The organism is Vibrio sp. 1288, from assembly GCF_033344475.1.
In genome coordinates this window covers 12,661-28,941 of sequence record NZ_JAWPOX010000023.1, presented here as the reverse complement: position 1 = coordinate 28,941, position 16,281 = coordinate 12,661, and the positions used below count along the sequence as shown (strand labels likewise).

Sequence of the window (16,281 nt, the reverse complement as noted above, 5' to 3'; positions counted from 1 at the left end):
ACTGTGGGCAAAATAATAGCAAATTTAACCTTAAATTAAAATCTTATCATTTTGACCAACATAGCAACTTACGACTAAAGTTCTGCTAATTTTGACCAAATATGCCAAGTTTTTGCTTTCTCATACCCGATTAATTAAACGATGTTCCTACGATCAAATACACAGCATCCAAATCTTGCTCGGTACGACCGTATGCCAACATTATTGGTCCTATTGGTGAGTCAACACCAAAGAAGATGGAGCCAGCATTGTAAAGCGGCGCTTCGTTTAGTTTCAGATCATTATCAGACCAAACACCGCCATATTCGACCGATGCGCCCAGGTAGACTGGAGCTTCAAACAATCCGAAATCATTATCAAACCACTTATATCGGTACACCAAACTGCTGAAAAATAAGTTCTGTCCGATCAGGCTATTTCTTGGGATTCCCGATAGGCTTAAGAAGCCGCCCAACTCTCTGGGATCAAGCGGTAAAGATGAGTTTTTACTCTCTACAAAACTATATTCAGCATGTCCGACTAAAGTATGACGCTGATGACTCACTGCACCTTTAAATCGTGCAGAGATTTCATAAACGGTATCTTCAATAATTTTGTCAGTTTCTAAAAGGCTAACGCCTTGAGGACTTTGATCATGAGACACTAAATATTCGAGATCGACTAAAAGCCCACGAGTCGGAAATGCGAAATCATCAAGTGTATCTAGGCGATAATTGGCAAACAGGCCACGACGTTCAAAATCCAATTTACCAGCAGAAGCCAAAGTAGAAAGCTCAATATCTCCGGTTGAGTAGCGAGCGCCAAATCGAAGTTCTTGCCACAATGTGGGTTGGATACCTATCGCTAACTCTGTTGTAAAATCATCGTAAGTGACCGGAAAAAAGTCATTTACTGACTCTAAATCTGGTGCTTGAGGCTCTGTTAAAGGTAAGTTTCGGCTCTCACTACCATAGGAAATTCGCCCCGATACAAAAAGTTCTTGGCTAGATAAAACAGGGGAATACAACTCAGCTTCAATCAGCTTATCCGTGCCCATTTCTACGTTGAACGCCAACTCCGCGCCATGAGAGTTTAAATTGGTAAAGTTGGTCGATATTCCTATGCCGTACTGGCTATCTGTATCGAAGTCATCTTCAAGAAAAAATCGGAAGTTGAGATAATTAGGCCCCCACGACTTCTCGTTAACATCAAAAACCAACAATGTCTCACCATCAACCTCTTCAAAGTGATAAGTGATGAGCTCGAACCGATCTAATGCGTAGAGGTTTTCAACGGCTTTCTCAATTTCGGCCGTTGAAATACGACGTCCGGTTTCTAATTCAATACGATTCGTCAACAACACATCGCTGTAGTGCGTGTTATTAACAATCACTATGTCATCAACCACACGCTGATCGCCATAAATCAAAGTTTTACGAACTTCTTGTTTGCGATCGATGTATTTTTGATAGTCCGCATTGGACAAGCGCAACCCTTTCAGCTTGTCTTTTAACTGCTTGGTAATATCGTACCCAGCTTGAAAAGCCCAAGGCATTTTGTCGAACTCGACAGTTTCCATGGTGCCCACATTGGGACGAATATAGATATCTTGAGGTTCAAGCTCGTCCACTTGCTGTTGTGTACTACGACGAACGAGATAGTTAGAGAGTTGGTCCGCGACAGTAAACAGCCCCGTAAATTCATCTTCGGTTTTGTAATCGGTGCTAATATCGACGGCAATAACGACATCAGCCCCCATGGCGCGAGCCACATCGACAGGCATGTTATTGACGACACCGCCATCAACAAGCATATGGCCATTGAGCTTATAAGGAGGAAGCGCTCCTGGTACAGACATGCTAGCCATCATGGCGTCCACAAGGTAACCATTGCCCAGTACGACTTCTTCTAGGGCAAGAATATCAGTCGCAACAGAACGATAAGGAATGGCAAGATCATCAAAAGAATCGAATCGCCCTAAGTTCCCTGTAGTCTCACGCAATACTCGCAACATGTTCTGGCCTTGCACCACACCCGTTGGTGCTCGTACCTCACCGAACCTTAAGCCGAGATCGGTATTAATTTGATAGCGGTCTTCATACTCTTTGTCACGAACTCGACGTTGGCTACGGTCAACACGATCTCGATAACCGCTGCCCCAATCGACGGTGTAGATAAAACTCTCGATTTCATCAGCACTCATACCCGTGGCATAAAGCCCACCCACATAGGCGCCCATACTGGTACCGGTCACAATATCCACAGGGATCTGCATTTCTTCCAATGCTTTTAAAACTCCAATGTGTGCCGCCCCTTTCGCTCCGCCACCAGCGAGCACAACCGCCACCTTTGGTCGAGGTTCCAAGTCATCCGTTTTTGTTAGAGAGTTTGCGAGGGAAACAGAAGGAGTGATCATCAAAAAGGTACTAACCCAAAGCGCAAAGTTGCGAACCGATGGGCTTGATAACAGCTTTTTGAACATTCACTTCTTCCTTTATTGAATATCTGATCAAGTAGGGCGTGCTAGCAGTACTGTACTAACACGCCCTAATATGTACTAAGAATTAATCAGATAAACAAGCTAATGTTGTTGATTTGGCGATGCTACCAATCAAATATGCTATTTAACCAGTTTGATTTCTTCTCACACTGTTGCTTTATCTGACCGGTTTTATCCCAAATCGGCAGTTTGTAATCACTACGGCAGTTCATTTCTAAACCTCCATCAGATGTAGGCTTGAACCCTAATGTGGTGATTTCTCTTGGCCATGGGAGCTCTAAACGCTCAGGAATACGCTGCTTCAAGTACTCTGCGTACACTCGTAATGCACCACTCGACCCCGTTAGATTCACGGGTTTATTATCGTCGCGGCCTAGCCAAATTGTCGTCACCTCACGACCATCAACACCGACAAACCAACTATCGCGGTTGTCATTACTGGTACCCGTTTTTCCTGCCAATGCAGCCCAACCAAACTGGCTTTGTAAGAAGCGGCCAGTGCCTTGAGCAACCCCTTGTTTCATCGCGTAGGTCGTTAGCCATGCTGCTTGTTCATCCACGGCTCTTGATGAACGAGGCAAGGATTGATACAGCACATTACCTTCCATATCCATGACTGAGCGCAGAGCGGTCAGTTTTGCACGCTTACCTGAATTCGTCAGAGTCTGATACATCTGTGCGACTTCGAATGGCGTCAAAGAAAACGAACCCAAAAACATCGAAGGCACTGGGCGAATTTCGTCTTTGTTCACGCCCAAACGCTCTAAAGTATTGGAGACTTCAGGAATGCCAAGTGCCATACCTAAGCGCACGGTTGGTACGTTAAGTGATTTCGCTAAAGCAATGTAAAGTGGCACATCACCACGATATTTTCTATCGTAGTTGCGCGGCGTCCACACGTTACCTTTACTGCTCTTCAGACTTAACGGCGTGTCGTGTAGCGTCGTGCCTAGGTTGTATTTATCCGGTTGTTCTAGAGCCGTTAAGTAAATCGCTGGTTTCACTAAAGAACCAATTGGACGACTGGCATTGAGCGCGCGGTTAAAGCCTTCATAACCGACACGTTTACCACCAACCATCGCACGGATTTCACCACTATGGCGATCAACGGCCACAGCAGCGGCTTCTAACTCTTTACCACCCCGTTTAGCTAGTTCTGGGATCTTTTTCGCGATAGCTTGTTCCATTTTGCTTTGCGATACTGGGTCCAGAGACGTAAATACGCGCAGTCCGGTCTCTGCTTTAAATCGCTCCCCAACTTTTTCTTTTAATTCAATGCTCAATTGTTGGAAATAAGCTGGCTGACGGCTCGCAATACGTGGCTTGCTTTGCGTATCGAGTGGACGACTTACAGCTTGTTCATACTGCTCTGAAGTCAACATGTTTTGCTGCATTAACAGGCGCAGAACGAGATCACGACGCTCTTTCGTTCTCTCAGGGTAACGAATTGGGTTGTAGTAAGACGGTCCTTTTACCATCCCAACTAACATCGCCAGTTGATCGATTCGCAACTCCTGAATTGGCTGCCCAAAATAGTAACGCGACGCCAAGCCAAACCCGTGGATCGCTTCACCTCCACTTTGACCTAGGTACACTTCGTTTAGGTAGGCTTCTAAAATACGATCTTTGCTGTAACGGTAATCCAAAATTAGCGCGATATACGCTTCTCGAACTTTACGCCACAGTGTTTTATCACGAGTCAAAAACAGGTTTTTTGCCAATTGCTGAGTCAGCGTACTACCACCTTGAACAGTACGACCCGCCTTAATGTTCGCAACCAATGCACGTGCAATCGCGAGCGGTGACACCCCGTCATGTTGATAAAAATCCCGGTCTTCGGTCGCAAGCAGTGCATCCACCAAAATTTCAGGGAACTGATCACGACGTAAGAAAAGGCGCTGTTCATCACGGTCTTTCTCCAGCATGCCCAACATCTTCGGTTCTAGGCGCAAGTAACCAAGGTCTCCTCGAGATTCTAAAGACTGAATACGTTGCAAACCGGAATCAGAGAAATGCAGCATAATGTGACGATCTGGCTCAGGACCATCGGCAAACTCGAATGGACGACGAATCAATTCAATCCGAGTGGAAGAAGAGGAATATTCGCCTGGGTAACGAGGTTGACTCACTTTACGGTAATTCAACACATCTAGCTCGTTGCGCAGTTCTTGGATGGTGATATTCTCACCAGGGCTTAGATTCAAGATACGGGCATAAACCACCGTTGGCAGCTCAAACAGCTGGCCTTCAAAGCGTTCTTTCACCACACTATCTAAGTAAATCCCAACAAACAGCAAAACAGCGGCAAGTGCAACGCCAGCTTTCCAGCTAAACGACCACAGAACTTTCAACCACGAACGTTTCTCGTTAGTCGGCTTTTTACTCGGCGTACGTCGAGTCTGTTTTGCGGTTCCTTTATTGGTTGTACTTTTCTTCGCTGGCGCTTTTTTCGCGCTAGGCTTCTTGCTGTCAGTCATTATTCAATTGTCTTTTTGTTTTCGTTGTTGCTACATGATTGGCAGGATCATCTGGCCAAACGTGTTTTGGGTAGCGCCCTTTCATCTCTTTTTGAACGTCTTTGTAGCTTCCGTTCCAGAAAGCCGCCAAGTCCGACGTTACTTGCAATGGACGTTGTGCCGGTGAAAGCAGTTCAAGCACCAAACGCTTGCGGCCAAGAGCTACCGTTGGGGAACCACTCTCCCCAAATACTTCTTGCATACGCACCGATAATATCGGCTCGTGGCCATATTGGTAACGGATACGCTTCTTTGAACCTGTGGGTAGTTGGTAATGCTCAGGTAACCATTCATCCAGTTGTTGATTGAGTGGCCAACCTAATAGAGCATTAAGCGCTTCGACCAAGTTTATCTTGCTCAGGTCTTTAACCGAGCTGACAGACGTCATGTATGGTTCTAACCACTCCTCTAATGAATCCAGCAAACTGGCTTCATCAAACACTGGCCATGACTGCTCAGGTAACCATTCCACCGCACAACGAATCCGAGCCAACAAGCTCTCCGCTGCCGGTGTCCAGTTTAGACTCTGTAAGCCCTGGCGGCGGACATACGTGAGTAAAGCTTGTGTCATTTTTTCTTTGCCCGGGCTTGGCAACGGCTCGCGTTCAACGACCAGCAGACCGAGTTTTGTTTGTCGCTCAGCTATTAGACGGCCTCTTTTTTCATCCCAGTCCACTACTTCTTCAGACGAAAATAGCGTATCAAAGGTCGTTCGCAATATATTGACATCCAATTCACATGCCGAATGAATTTGACTTGAATTAGAATGAGAACGCATTAAGTCAACGGCAACCAAATACTCACAGCCACCTAGCATGTCTTCCTGATGACATTCTGCACCATGACCATTAGCCAAAGTAAATCGCCCAAATTGATTTGTGCGCTGCTGCGCAATGCGATCTGGAAATGCCAAACTTAACACCAGCGGTAATGCATCTTCATCCACGCCTTTCAGGTCAAATACCGTATCCAATTTGTACGCCAGAGATTGAGCACGCTTGAACAACATCGACTTTTTTGGATGAGTACCAACAAGCCAACGATGCAAGCTATGAGCGATATTGGTAACATTTCTCTCTGGCTCTTCAATCAGTGCGACCGCCGCCAAAGCAGCATTTAACATCTTATCACTGTAAGATAGCGCTTTAATTAGCATCGCAGCCGCACGAGGCTCAACGCCTAGTTCATGCGCCTGTTTTCCTTCGGACGTTAATTGCCCTTTTTCCGTCAGTAGTCCCAATGACACCAATAGCTGCTTCGCTTGTTCCAATGACGCATTAGCGGGAACATCAAGCCACTTTAGATCGTGGATATCACTCGCTCCCCAAAAGGCAAGCTCCATAACTAAACTAGCTAAATCGGAATGCAAAATTTCGGGTTGGGGAACCAGCGGTTGCTGCTTGAACTGGTTTTCAGAATAAAGACGAACACAAATGCCCTCTTCTATTCGTCCCGCTCGTCCTGCACGCTGAATCGCTGAAGACTGTGCAATGCGTGTTTGCTCTAAGCGTGTTAAACCGTTTTTCAAATCAAAGCGGGCAATACGCTCTAACCCAGAATCAACGACGAGGCGAATGCCTTCAATCGTTAGTGAAGTTTCTGCAATGTTGGTCGCTAGAACGACTTTACGCTTACCTTGTTCTGCTGGCGTAATCGCTTTTTGTTGATCTGCAAAGCTCAGTTGACCATAAAGTGGGCATACGTCGATATCATCCGCTAAATGAGACAACCGCTCTTCAACTTGTTTTATGGCACCAACACCCGGTAGGAAAGCTAACAAAGATCCAGACTCTTTGTTCATAAGACTTTCTATTGTTTTTGCCATACTCGTAGGTAAATGCTCGTTCACACCTAACGGCTGGTAGCGCATTGCCACATCAAAGCTGCGCCCTTCAGATTCAATGTAACTGGCTTCCGGCAACAACGATTGTAATGCTTGTTGGTCAAGCGTTGCCGACATTACCACCAGCTTGAGATCGTCTCGCAATGCCTCTTGAACTTCTAAACTGAATGCCAAAGCGGTATCGGCATGAATGCTGCGTTCATGAAACTCATCAAAGATCAGTAGATCAACCCCATCCAGTTCAGGGTCAGTTTGGATCATCCTGGTCATGATCCCTTCGGTCACGATCTCCAGCTGCGTTGCAGAACTTACCTTTGCCTCGCCACGAACTCGATAACCCACGCGTTGACCAACTTGTTCTCCCAATTGCTCAGCAAGATAACGGGCAATGTTACGCGCCGCGAGTCGTCTTGGCTCAAGCATGATGATTTTTCCAGCAACCGAATGATTTAAGAGTAACTGCAAAGGGAAGTAAGTCGACTTACCGGCACCAGGCGCCGCTTTTAAGATCACTTGATGTTGATTTTTGACCGCCGTCAGCAACTCAGGCATCACGGCTTCAATCGGCAATTGTGACAAAGGAAATACCTTATGGTGTAATGGTGGCAACATTGTACATAAAAAATTTTTTGTCTAAATAAGCAAATGCATTTCACACCCGCTTTAGAGTCCGCCACTCTACTCAAACGTTATAAACGCTTTCTTGCCGATATCGAGCTCGATACTGGTGAAATCCGTACAATCCACTGCGCAAATACAGGTGCAATGACGGGTTGTGCAACGCCCGGAAACAAGGTTTGGTTTTCTACTTCCGACAACCCGAAACGAAAATACCCCAATAGTTGGGAGTTGAGTGAAACCGAACAAGGCCACCGTATTTGTATCAATACCGCGCGCGCCAATCAATTAGCCGTAGAGGCTATTGAAAATAATGTCATTTCAGAGCTTTATGGTTATGACACACTTCAAACTGAGGTGAAATACGGTAATGAAAATAGCCGAATTGATATCTTGCTCAGCGCAGACGACAAGCCAAAGTGCTATATAGAAGTGAAAAGCGTCACTCTTCTTGATGAGACCGACTCTACTGGACAAGGATACTTCCCAGATGCGGTCACGACTCGGGGACAAAAACACCTGAGAGAGCTCACAGAAATGGCACAAAATGGAAGTAGGGCCATACTTTTATTCACTGTTTTACATTCAGGTATTGAAAAAGTATCCGCGGCGCACCATATAGACGCGAAATATTCACTATTACTCAAACAAGCACAAGACGCTGGAGTGGAAGTTCTCTGCTACAAAGCTGAACTGAGCGATACTGGAATGAAGCTGATTTCCGCTATTGATTTTATCAATTAAGAGAAAAAATGATGTCGTCTTCACATTGACGATAACTTTGCGATTCAGTATTTGCTTGCACCGCCTCTTTTTGCTATAGATACCCGCCTTAAATTGACTGCGTAGCAGTTGACTAGGTGTAAGTAGGAGATGCTGTATGCCAGAATCAAAGAAGAAAACGATAGGCATCCTAGCCATTGCCGGCGTGGAGCCATATCAGGAAAAACCTGGTGAAGAGTACATGTCACCAGAGCAGGTTGAACACTTTACGAAAATCTTAACAGCTTGGCGCGACCAGCTAAGAGCTGAAGTGGATCGTACTGTTCACCACATGCAGGACGAAGCAGCAAACTTCCCAGATCCAGTTGACCGCGCCTCTCAAGAGGAAGAGTTCAGCCTAGAACTGCGTAACCGTGACCGCGAACGCCGTTTGATCAAGAAGATTGAAAAGACTTTGGATAAAATCAAAGAAGACGATTTTGGCTTCTGTGAGTCTTGTGGCGTAGAGATTGGCGTTCGCCGTCTTGAAGCACGTCCAACCGCTGACCTTTGTATTGACTGTAAAACACTTGCAGAAATCAAAGAGAAGCAAATGCAAGGTTAATCACCCAGCATTATGATTGTTGAAGGGAGCTCAGGCTCCCTTTTTGTTTTGGCTACCTTCGCACCCTATTTGTTTACTAAATTCGAGATACACGCATGACACGCTATGTAGGTCGATTCGCCCCATCTCCTTCTGGTCCACTGCATTTTGGTTCACTGATTGCCGCTCTTGGCAGTTATTTTCAAGCGAAAGCACAAAACGGAGCTTGGTTAGTACGTATTGAGGACTTAGACCCACCAAGAGAAATGCCAGGTGCAGCGCAACTTATCCTAGAGGCACTCAAGGCCTATCAGCTGCATTGGGATGGAGAAGTGGTATACCAGAGCGAACGTCACGACCTTTACCAAGCTCAAATAAACAAATGGCTCGAAAATGGGGAAGCCTATTATTGCCAATGTACTCGTAAGCAAATTAAAGAGCATGGCGGTTTTTATCCTGGCACTTGCCGCGATAAAAACTTGAAAGACGGCGCGATTCGCCTAAAAATGACCAAGCCTGTCGCTCATTTCCTCGACCAAAAGCGGGGAACCATTACTATTCCAGAGCAACTCGTTAATGAAGATTTCATTATTAAACGTCGAGATGGATTATTTGCTTATAATCTTGCGGTAGTATTGGACGACATCGACCAAGGCGTCACAGAAGTCGTGCGAGGTGCAGACTTAATCGAGCCGACAGGGCGTCAAATTAGCCTGTACCAAATACTTGGTCAGCCTGAAGTTAGCTACTTGCATTTACCATTGGCGATGGACAACAACGGCAATAAATTGTCGAAACAAAATCACGCGACGGCTATTGATATAGATACACCAAAACCTACTCTATTGCGCGCCATGACATTTTTAGGTTTCGAGATACCTGAAACCGTAAGGGCGGCCAACATAGAAGATATTCTTCGTTGGGGCTGCGAAAACTGGCGCTTGGAACAGCTTCCAGCAGAGATCGAGATCACACCGTGATTCTCAAATGGCATTGTGTAGGCTATCATTAGCCGCAAATTAGGCCCTAGAGGCGTATAAAACTAACCAAAGCAAGATTGGATTAAACCCAGTTATTGCCAGATGCACATGAATACAAACGACTATACACCAAGCGAACCTGCCACAATTCCAGAGCTCGCTCTCAATGTAATAACTCGTGAAGAGCACAACATTTCGCGTAAGCAGATCAGTGATAATGCGCTGAAGGTACTGTACCGCCTAAATGGTGCTGGTTTCGATGCTTTTCTTGTGGGTGGCGGGGTTCGAGACTTACTGCTTGGACAAAAACCAAAAGATTTTGACATTGCGACCAACGCAACGCCGGAACAGATCAAACAGCTATTTCGTAACTGCCGTTTGATTGGTCGCCGCTTCCGCTTGGCTCATATTATGTTTGGCCGAGACATCATTGAGGTTGCGACATTCCGTGGTCACCACCAAGAGCAAAAGAATAAGAGCATTTCTCAGCAATCAAAAGAGGGTATGCTGCTGCGTGACAACGTCTACGGCACCATCGATGAAGATGCTGAGCGCCGTGATTTCACGATTAACTCGATGTACTACAACATCGCAGATTACTCGATTCACGACTACGCACGTGGTATTGAAGATTTAGAAGATCGCCTAATTCGACTGATTGGTGATCCAGAAACACGCTACCGTGAAGACCCTGTGCGCATGCTGCGTGCGGTTCGTTTCGCGGTAAAACTAGACTTTGATATTGAAGAAGACACCGCAGCGCCAATCGAACACATGGCACCGTTGCTCGGTGACATTCCGTCAGCGCGTCTTTTTGAAGAGTCACTCAAATTATTGCAATCCGGTCATGGCTTAGAAACCTACCACCTACTGCGTGAGTACAACCTATTCCAGCAACTATTCCCGACGATTGCAGCGCACTTTACAGAAGATTACTCCTCTCACACTGAGCAGATGTTGGATCTTGTCCTAGATTCTACCGACATGCGCATCGAAGATGGGAAACGCATCAATCCAGCATTTATGTTTGCTGCAATGCTGTGGTACCCACTGTGTGCGAAAGCCGATGAACTGATGGAAGAGCGCAACTTAGGCCATTACGACGCCATTATGGAAGCGAGCAACATCATTCTTGACGAGCAAGTTCGCACAATTGCCATTCCAAGACGCCACACGGCAACCATTCGCGAGATTTGGCAGTTACAGCTTCGTCTTCCACGACGTAACGGTAAACGTGCATTCCGTCTTATGGAGCTCAATAAATTTAGAGCTGGCTTTGATTTTCTTGAAATGCGCGGTGAAATTGAAGGTGGTGACACTCAGAAGCTTGCCAAGTGGTGGGAAACTTTTCAAAATGCAGGCCGAGAAATGCGTCAAGCAATGGCTGCCGACTTAGACGGTCAATCACCGAAAACAGGCCAGCGCCGCCGTAAAACTTATCGCAAGAAAAAGAGTAAGCCCAAATCATGATTACAGCGTACATTGCGGTAGGCAGTAACTTGGCTGATCCTGTCAGCCAAGCGAAGCAAGCGATTGAAACATTAAAAACGCTGCCTAAATCAGAGTTTGTTCAAGCTTCTTCGCTATACAGCAGCACGCCAATGGGGCCACAAAACCAACCGGATTACATCAATGCGGTTGTGTCTATTAACACCAGTTTGACGCCTATTGAATTGCTCAATTGCACACAAGCCATAGAGCAAGAACAAGGGCGTGTCCGTAAAGACGAACGCTGGGGACCAAGAACCTTGGACCTCGACATTGTGCTTTATGGCAATGAGGTGATTAATTCCGAGAGGCTGATCGTTCCTCATTATGGAATGAAAGAGCGTGAATTCGTACTCTACCCTCTTGCGGAAATTGCACCAAGTTTACAACTCCCTGATGGGACCGAGGTCTCTAAACTACTGGAACAAGTAGATAGAAACGGCCTCAGTATCTGGCAGTCATAGCCAACTCCTAGTAAGGATAAAACCATGAAAAAAATGACCATCAACGACCTAATCAAGTGGAAGCAAGAAGGTCGTAAATTTGCTACTTCAACCGCTTATGATGCGAGCTTTGCCCAACTGTTTGAAAGCCAAGAAATGCCAGTACTTCTTGTTGGTGATTCTCTAGGTATGGTTTTGCAAGGTCACAACGATACTCTGCCAGTAACGGTCGATGATATCGCTTACCATACTCGTTGCGTACGCGCTGGTAGCCCAAATTGTTTGTTGATGGCAGACATGCCATTCATGAGCTACACCACGCCAGAGCAAGCTTGCGAAAATGCGGCTAAACTGATGCGTGCTGGTGCCAATATGGTAAAAATTGAAGGTGGTGACTGGCTTGTCGACACGGTGAAAATGCTCACTGAACGATCAGTTCCAGTTTGTGCTCATCTTGGTTTAACTCCTCAAGCTGTTAATATTTTTGGTGGTTACAAAATCCAAGGTCGCGATCAAGAAAAAGCAGACCGCATGGTAAAAGACGCATTAGCGCTGCAAGAAGCAGGCGCTCAAATCGTCTTACTAGAATGCGTACCAGCTGAGCTTGCTGAACGTATTACGCAAGTGCTTGACGTTCCTGTTATCGGTATTGGTGCAGGTAACGTAACAGATGGTCAAATTCTCGTAATGCATGATATGTTTGGTATTTCTGCCAACTACATGCCGAAATTCTCCAAAAACTTTCTTGCTGAAACAGGTGATATGCGCAAAGCCGTTACTAAATACATTGAAGATGTAGCCAACGGTGTATTCCCAGACGACGCTCATACCATTGCCTAGAGGATAAATGCATGCAAACTTTTGCGGAAATCTCAGCAGTTCGTGAACACCTTAAAACCTTTAAACGTGAAGGTCGTAAAGTGGCGTTTGTCCCTACCATGGGCAACCTTCACGAAGGCCACTTAACCTTAGTGCGTAAAGCACGCGAATACGCTGATATCGTTGTCGTAAGCATCTTTGTTAACCCGATGCAGTTTGATCGTGCAGACGATTTAAATAATTACCCACGCACGCTAGAGGAAGACTTAAGCAAGTTAACCTCTGAAGGGGTCGATGTGGTATTTACGCCAACACCAGAAGTTATCTACCCAGAAGGTCTGGACAAGCAAACCTTCGTCGATGTCCCTGGCCTATCAACAATTCTCGAAGGCGCGTCTCGACCAGGTCATTTCCGTGGCGTGACGACGATTGTGAATAAGCTGTTTAACATCGTACAACCGGATGTCGCGTGCTTCGGCGAGAAGGACTTCCAACAACTTGCTGTTATCCGCAAGATGGTTGATGACCTAGCAATGGACATTGAAATCATCGGTGTACCAACCGTACGTGAAATGGACGGTTTAGCAATGAGTTCACGCAATGGCTTGCTTACGCTGGACGAGCGTCAACGTGCGCCTGTACTTGCTCGTACAATGCGTTGGATCAGCAGTGCCATTCGCGGTGGCCGCGATGACTACGCATCGATCATCGAAGATGCAAGCGACCAACTTCGAGCTGCAGGTCTGCACCCTGATGAGATCTTCATTCGTGATGCTCGTACATTACAAGTGATCACACCAGAAACGACACAAGCTGTCATTCTGATGTCTGCGTTCCTAGGCAAGGCTCGTCTTATCGATAACCAAACGGTAGATATGGTTGTCGAAGCGAAGGAAGAAGCTGAATCTAACAATACAAACTCAGAGAGCGCAGAGTAAGCTCTGAGTCATAAAAGTAAAAAGGTCGACTCTTAGTCGACCTTTTTATACTCTACGTATAGACGCAATCCAACCCTTCAGGGCGAGTTTTAAACCGCTTGTGCAGCCACATCCACGCTGGAATATCACGTTTTATCATTTTCTCAAGCTCTTGGTTCAAGATGCTTGCCGCTTTAATCGCATTACGTCTCTCGAAACGCTCGCTAATGTCTTTTCCAATGTACAGCGTGTAATGGTGATTTTTACTCACTGTAACGCCAGATATAACCGCGCACTTTGTTGCATCAATGAGAACACTAGACCCGACGGTACTCGCCGCTTGTTCAACAGCAAAAAACGGCGCAAAAACAGAATGGCTAACGCCATAATCATGGTCGGGCAAATACCAAAGTCGATGACCATTCTTCAGAACTTTGAGCATTGATTTCACGTCTTTTCGATCAATCATTTGATGTCCAAAACGAGTTCGACCTCGATGTTGAATAAACTCATAAGCAGGATTCGAATTTGGGCGATAAACGCCATAACCTTGGGCAAACTGGCTAAAAATACGAGCGGTTATCTCCAAGTTTAAATGGTGACTGCACACCACCAACACACCACGTCCATTATTTTCCTCAGCGAGTAAACGATCTTTTCCAACAATAGAGGTTATCCGACGTATCCGCCAATCTGGCCAAAACCAAGCGATACCGGTTTCGATGATCGCCATTCCAGTATATTGAAAGTTTTTTCGTACTACGTCCTTACATTGCCAATCCGTAAAATCAGGGAAACACAGCTGGAGATTACGCAGAGCGATCTTGTGTCGGCGCTTCATTACATGCATCGCAATACAGCCGATGCTTCTACCTAAGATTCGCAATACTACGTATGGCAGTACATTAACAAGAATCGCTAAAGATCCAAATGCCAGCCATACAGACCAATATTTGGGCTTAAGTAACTGATAGGAGAAAGGCGGCGGCGGGACAATATTCATAGGATCACTCATTTATTACAAATGATTGAAACCTACCATGATAAAAACCGAAAAATTGTATGGGTATGTATTGTTATGCACGCGAAAGAGCAGCGTGAATCGCCGCTCTTTGCTTTATGAGAATGGCTTAGCTTCTTAGCCCAATCCCTTTGGTTACTAGATAATGCGCAATGGCATACAGTGCAACAACAAACACTACAAGTACACTAAATGAAGTGACAATGCCCACATCCGAGACACCTAAAAAGCCGTAGCGGAACGCATTCACCATGTAGACGATTGGGTTGATCTTAGAAACGCCTTGCCAAAATTCAGGCAGCAGACTAATCGAATAAAAGACTCCTCCCAAGTAAGTTAAAGGAGTCAATACAAACGTAGGGATGATCGAAATATCATCAAACGTTTTTGCGTAAACCGCATTGATCAAGCCACCGAGAGCAAATACCACCGACGTCATGAAGACAGTCGCGACAATAATGCCCCAGTGCTCCACTTGCAAATCAACGAACAAAAGTGACACACAAGTAACAATTGCACCGACCAACAAACCTCGAGTCACGCCGCCCATCACATAGCCAGCAATAATCACATAGTTTGGTACCGGTGCCACCAGCAGTTCTTCAATATTCTTCTGTAGCTTTGCACTAAAGAATGACGACGCCACGTTCGAGTATGAGTTAGTGATCACCGACATCATGATCAAACCTGGAACAATGTACTCCATGTAACTAAAGCCGCTCATCTCACCAATTCGAGAGCCAATAAGATTGCCGAAAATGATGAAGTACAACGTCATCGTAATGGCTGGCGGCACTAAGGTTTGCACCCAAATACGTGTAAAACGAGTGACTTCTTTGCTCAGCAAGCTGCGAAATGCCGTCCAATATAAACCGTACATTTAATTACTCCCCTCTCTTACAATGCTGACAAACAACTCTTCAAGTCGGTTGGCTTTGTTACGCATTGAGAGAACTTTAATGCCATGCTCTGTTAACTGACTGAATACCGAATTCAATCCTTGGCTCTTATCTAGTTCTATCTCTAAAGAGCCATCAACAATACTTTGTCGATTAACACCTTCAAGCTCAGGCACCTCGACTTCTGACTCAATATCCAAGATAAATGTCTCGACGCTTAGCTTACCTAGTAACGCCTTCATGGTGGTATTTTCAATCAGCTCACCACTATTAATAATGCCGATATTTCGACACAGCATCTCCGCTTCTTCTAGGTAGTGTGTCGTTAAAATAATCGTAATTCCTTGCTCTTGGTTGATCTCTTTCAGAAACCCCCACATTGAGCGGCGTAGTTCAATATCCACTCCAGCCGTTGGTTCATCTAAAATGAGTAATTGCGGCTCGTGCATCAAAGCTCTTGCGATCATTAAACGACGCTTCATCCCACCGGATAGGTTACGAGCACGCTCTTGGCGTTTTTCCCATAAATCCAATTTTTTCAGGTATTTTTCTGCTCTTTCTTTGGCTAATACTTTAGACACACCGTAATAGCCAGCTTGCTGCATCACAATTTGCTCAACGGTTTCAAACTGGTTGAAGTTGAACTCCTGTGGCACCAAGCCTAAATTCTGCTTGGCCAATTCGAGGTCGGTATCAATGTCATAACCGAAAACTTTCGTCGTTCCGGAGGTTTTATTCACTAAGGAGGAAATGATGCCAATCGTGGTCGATTTTCCTGCACCATTGGGACCCAGAAGCGCGTAGAAGTCACCCTTTTTCACTTGGAGACTTATACCTTTTAACGCCTCAAAGCCACCTGCATACGTCTTGCGCAGTTGTTCAATTTCTAATGCGTACATAAGGTCTTGATTGCCGTTTGTTTGTGATTACTAATACCGACTCATATTTATCA

General features: G+C 45.6%; 13 protein-coding genes. 7 read left to right on the top strand and 6 right to left on the bottom strand.

What is annotated here, in order from left to right; translation table 11 throughout:
* Positions 1 to 130 precede the first annotated feature (130 nt).
* The 3 genes from R8O11_RS16775 to hrpB all read right to left on the bottom strand — a co-directional run bounded on the left by R8O11_RS16775 (position 131) and on the right by hrpB (position 7,417).
* Positions 131 to 2,461 (bottom strand): patatin-like phospholipase family protein, encoded by a 2,331-nt coding sequence (locus tag R8O11_RS16775; protein WP_005380018.1) that lies wholly within the window; start codon positions 2,459 to 2,461, stop codon positions 131 to 133.
* Positions 2,462 to 2,583: 122 nt separating this feature from the next.
* On the bottom strand, positions 2,584 to 4,956 hold the full coding sequence (gene mrcB, locus R8O11_RS16770; RefSeq protein WP_053306758.1) for a penicillin-binding protein 1B: 2,373 nt from the start codon (positions 4,954 to 4,956) through the stop codon (positions 2,584 to 2,586).
* Positions 4,949 to 7,417, bottom strand: a complete 2,469-nt coding sequence (hrpB, locus tag R8O11_RS16765) for an ATP-dependent helicase HrpB (protein ID WP_213885643.1) — start codon at positions 7,415 to 7,417, stop codon at positions 4,949 to 4,951. The genes mrcB and hrpB overlap by 8 nt, the downstream gene beginning before the upstream one ends.
* 66 nt (positions 7,418 to 7,483) lie before the next feature.
* On the opposite strand from hrpB, the gene sfsA reads away from it, so the two are divergent.
* The 7 genes from sfsA (at position 7,484) to panC (ending at position 13,430) form a co-directional block, all read left to right on the top strand.
* Entirely contained in the window at positions 7,484 to 8,200 is a 717-nt protein-coding gene (gene sfsA / locus R8O11_RS16760) for a DNA/RNA nuclease SfsA (RefSeq protein ID WP_005380023.1), read from the top strand.
* 136 nt (positions 8,201 to 8,336) lie between these two features.
* On the top strand, positions 8,337 to 8,783 hold the full coding sequence (dksA, locus tag R8O11_RS16755; protein WP_005386584.1) for an RNA polymerase-binding protein DksA: 447 nt from the start codon (positions 8,337 to 8,339) through the stop codon (positions 8,781 to 8,783).
* Positions 8,784 to 8,878: 95 nt separating this feature from the next.
* Positions 8,879 to 9,742: a tRNA glutamyl-Q(34) synthetase GluQRS gene (gluQRS, locus tag R8O11_RS16750; protein ID WP_005386586.1), complete on the top strand. Its 864-nt coding sequence runs from the start codon at positions 8,879 to 8,881 to the stop codon at positions 9,740 to 9,742.
* Between the two features lie 102 nt (positions 9,743 to 9,844).
* Positions 9,845 to 11,212: a polynucleotide adenylyltransferase PcnB gene (pcnB, locus tag R8O11_RS16745; protein ID WP_005386589.1), complete on the top strand. Its 1,368-nt coding sequence runs from the start codon at positions 9,845 to 9,847 to the stop codon at positions 11,210 to 11,212.
* Positions 11,209 to 11,694 (top strand): 2-amino-4-hydroxy-6-hydroxymethyldihydropteridine diphosphokinase, encoded by a 486-nt coding sequence (gene folK / locus R8O11_RS16740; protein ID WP_213872707.1) that lies wholly within the window; start codon positions 11,209 to 11,211, stop codon positions 11,692 to 11,694. The genes pcnB and folK overlap by 4 nt, the downstream gene beginning before the upstream one ends.
* Positions 11,695 to 11,718: 24 nt before the next feature.
* On the top strand, positions 11,719 to 12,513 hold the full coding sequence (panB, locus tag R8O11_RS16735) for a 3-methyl-2-oxobutanoate hydroxymethyltransferase (RefSeq protein WP_005386592.1): 795 nt from the start codon (positions 11,719 to 11,721) through the stop codon (positions 12,511 to 12,513).
* Between the two features lie 11 nt (positions 12,514 to 12,524).
* The gene (gene panC / locus R8O11_RS16730) at positions 12,525 to 13,430 is read left to right on the top strand and encodes a pantoate--beta-alanine ligase (RefSeq protein ID WP_005380005.1); all 906 of its coding nucleotides are present in this window, start codon (positions 12,525 to 12,527) and stop codon (positions 13,428 to 13,430) included.
* 52 nt (positions 13,431 to 13,482) lie between these two features.
* On the opposite strand, the gene R8O11_RS16725 is transcribed toward panC, so the two are convergent.
* The 3 genes from R8O11_RS16725 to R8O11_RS16715 form a co-directional block, all read right to left on the bottom strand.
* The gene (locus R8O11_RS16725; protein ID WP_064368757.1) at positions 13,483 to 14,412 is read right to left on the bottom strand and encodes a Kdo(2)-lipid IV(A) acyltransferase; all 930 of its coding nucleotides are present in this window, start codon (positions 14,410 to 14,412) and stop codon (positions 13,483 to 13,485) included.
* Between the two features lie 127 nt (positions 14,413 to 14,539).
* Positions 14,540 to 15,310: an ABC transporter permease gene (locus tag R8O11_RS16720; RefSeq protein ID WP_064368758.1), complete on the bottom strand. Its 771-nt coding sequence runs from the start codon at positions 15,308 to 15,310 to the stop codon at positions 14,540 to 14,542.
* Entirely contained in the window at positions 15,311 to 16,228 is a 918-nt protein-coding gene (locus R8O11_RS16715) for an ABC transporter ATP-binding protein (RefSeq protein ID WP_213872708.1), read from the bottom strand.
* Between the last annotated feature and the right edge of the window lie 53 nt (positions 16,229 to 16,281).

Coding starts and splice junctions, on each gene's coding strand:
- folK (WP_213872707.1), top strand. CDS start 11,209: ATGATTACAGCGTACATTGCGGTAGGCAGTAACTTGGCTGATCCTGTC.
- gluQRS (WP_005386586.1), top strand. CDS start 8,879: ATGACACGCTATGTAGGTCGATTCGCCCCATCTCCTTCTGGTCCACTG.
- R8O11_RS16720 (WP_064368758.1), bottom strand. CDS start 15,310: ATGTACGGTTTATATTGGACGGCATTTCGCAGCTTGCTGAGCAAAGAA.
- panC (WP_005380005.1), top strand. CDS start 12,525: ATGCAAACTTTTGCGGAAATCTCAGCAGTTCGTGAACACCTTAAAACC.
- panB (WP_005386592.1), top strand. CDS start 11,719: ATGAAAAAAATGACCATCAACGACCTAATCAAGTGGAAGCAAGAAGGT.
- R8O11_RS16725 (WP_064368757.1), bottom strand. CDS start 14,412: ATGAATATTGTCCCGCCGCCGCCTTTCTCCTATCAGTTACTTAAGCCC.
- dksA (WP_005386584.1), top strand. CDS start 8,337: ATGCCAGAATCAAAGAAGAAAACGATAGGCATCCTAGCCATTGCCGGC.
- pcnB (WP_005386589.1), top strand. CDS start 9,845: ATGCACATGAATACAAACGACTATACACCAAGCGAACCTGCCACAATT.
- R8O11_RS16775 (WP_005380018.1), bottom strand. CDS start 2,461: ATGTTCAAAAAGCTGTTATCAAGCCCATCGGTTCGCAACTTTGCGCTT.
- sfsA (WP_005380023.1), top strand. CDS start 7,484: ATGCATTTCACACCCGCTTTAGAGTCCGCCACTCTACTCAAACGTTAT.
- mrcB (WP_053306758.1), bottom strand. CDS start 4,956: ATGACTGACAGCAAGAAGCCTAGCGCGAAAAAAGCGCCAGCGAAGAAA.
- R8O11_RS16715 (WP_213872708.1), bottom strand. CDS start 16,228: ATGTACGCATTAGAAATTGAACAACTGCGCAAGACGTATGCAGGTGGC.